Below are 1,353 nucleotides of genomic sequence, written 5' to 3'. Positions count from 1 at the left end.
AGTATAATTAGCAAAATTTAAACCAACTATCAAAGATAATATTGGAATAATTATTGACAATACCATATATGTTTTTGAATTATATAACCAACTGTATGGCAATAAATGTGCTCCGAATATCATAGCAATAACCATTAGCATTTTATCTGGCAATGTAGGATAAATCCACATTGCTATTAAAAGGTATATCATTTGATTTGCAGAAAATAGTATTCCTAAGTAGTTTAATGGATTACTTTTATCTTGAAATTGTATTTTTAATATTTTAGAAATTAAAAAAGCTATAGGTAATAATGGTGCAGTGCAACAAAATGTCAATAGATTTTTTGTTAATATAGGTAAATCTGTTAATTGTACGATTAAAACCATAATCCATATTACTACTGATGCAATGATAAAATGAATACCTTTCTTTTGCTTTTGGGCACAATCTTTTTTCAAATCTTTCAAGTTCATTTTTTAGCTCTCCTCAATAAATTCCAATTTATCTAGGTATTATTCAGTATAAGCAAAATATGTTAAACACACAAGAAAAAAATAAGAGAAACGCTGCAAATCCAACATTTCTCTCACCTTTCATCAATGCCGCAGACCGGAATCGAACCGGTACGGGAGGTTAGTCCCGCAGGATTTTAAGTCCTGTGCGTCTGCCAGTTCCGCCACTGCGGCATAACAATATAAAATTGTTAATGGGGCCTATAGGGCTCGAACCTATGACCCTCTGCTTGTAAGGCAGATGCTCTCCCAGCTGAGCTAAGACCCCCTATAACGACCCAGAAGAGACTCGAACTCTCGACCTCCGCCGTGACAGGGCGGCGCTCTAACCAACTGAGCCACTGGGCCAAATATAAATTGTATTAAATGGACCTTCGGGGACTCGAACCCAGGACCGACCGGTTATGAGCCGGTTGCTCTAACCGACTGAGCTAAAGGTCCAAAATCATAATGTCCCGTTCAGGAACTAAGCCGATGATCGGACTCGAACCGATAACCTGCTGATTACAAATCAGCTGCTCTGCCAATTGAGCCACATCGGCAAAATGACTCCGACGGGAATCGAACCCGTGTTACCGCCGTGAAAGGGCGATGTCTTAACCTCTTGACCACGGAGCCAAAAAACTCCCCCTGTTGGACTCGAACCAACGACAACTCGGTTAACAGCCGAGTGCTCTACCGACTGAGCTAAGGAGGAATATTCATATAAAAGATATATGGTTCATATACCTTCAAAACTGCATATAAGAAACTTTTCATCCTGCCTACCGACCTTCTTTGGTCATGCCCTCGACCGATTAGTAGCAGTCAGCTCCATACATTACTGTACTTCCACCTCTGCCCTATCTACCTCGTCGT

General features: G+C 40.1%; 1 protein-coding gene, 7 tRNA genes and 1 rRNA gene. All 9 read right to left on the bottom strand.

What is annotated here, in order from left to right; genetic code table 11:
* The coding region (locus tag H6A13_RS12935) for a DUF7010 family protein (RefSeq protein WP_243424807.1) at window positions 1–456 on the bottom strand (456 nt) is incomplete at its 3' end.
* A gap of 127 nt (window positions 457–583) precedes the next feature.
* Window positions 584–669, bottom strand: a tRNA-Leu gene (locus H6A13_RS12930).
* A gap of 21 nt (window positions 670–690) precedes the next feature.
* A tRNA-Val gene (locus H6A13_RS12925) sits at window positions 691–763 on the bottom strand.
* A gap of 6 nt (window positions 764–769) precedes the next feature.
* Window positions 770–843, bottom strand: a tRNA-Asp gene (locus H6A13_RS12920).
* Between the two features lie 19 nt (window positions 844–862).
* A tRNA-Ile gene (locus tag H6A13_RS12915) sits at window positions 863–936 on the bottom strand.
* Between the two features lie 28 nt (window positions 937–964).
* Window positions 965–1,037, bottom strand: a tRNA-Thr gene (locus tag H6A13_RS12910).
* A 4-nt stretch (window positions 1,038–1,041) separates the two neighbouring features.
* Window positions 1,042–1,113 (bottom strand) — tRNA-Glu (locus H6A13_RS12905).
* 6 nt (window positions 1,114–1,119) lie between these two features.
* Window positions 1,120–1,192, bottom strand: a tRNA-Asn gene (locus tag H6A13_RS12900).
* 80 nt (window positions 1,193–1,272) lie between these two features.
* Window positions 1,273–1,353 (bottom strand): 23S ribosomal RNA (locus H6A13_RS12895); the annotation flags it as partial.

The sequence above is a fragment of the Mordavella massiliensis genome (genome assembly GCF_016902415.1).
Classification (GTDB): Bacteria; Bacillota; Clostridia; order Lachnospirales; family Lachnospiraceae; genus Merdimonas; species Merdimonas faecigallinarum.
This window is presented reverse-complemented; position numbering and strand designations above follow the sequence as displayed.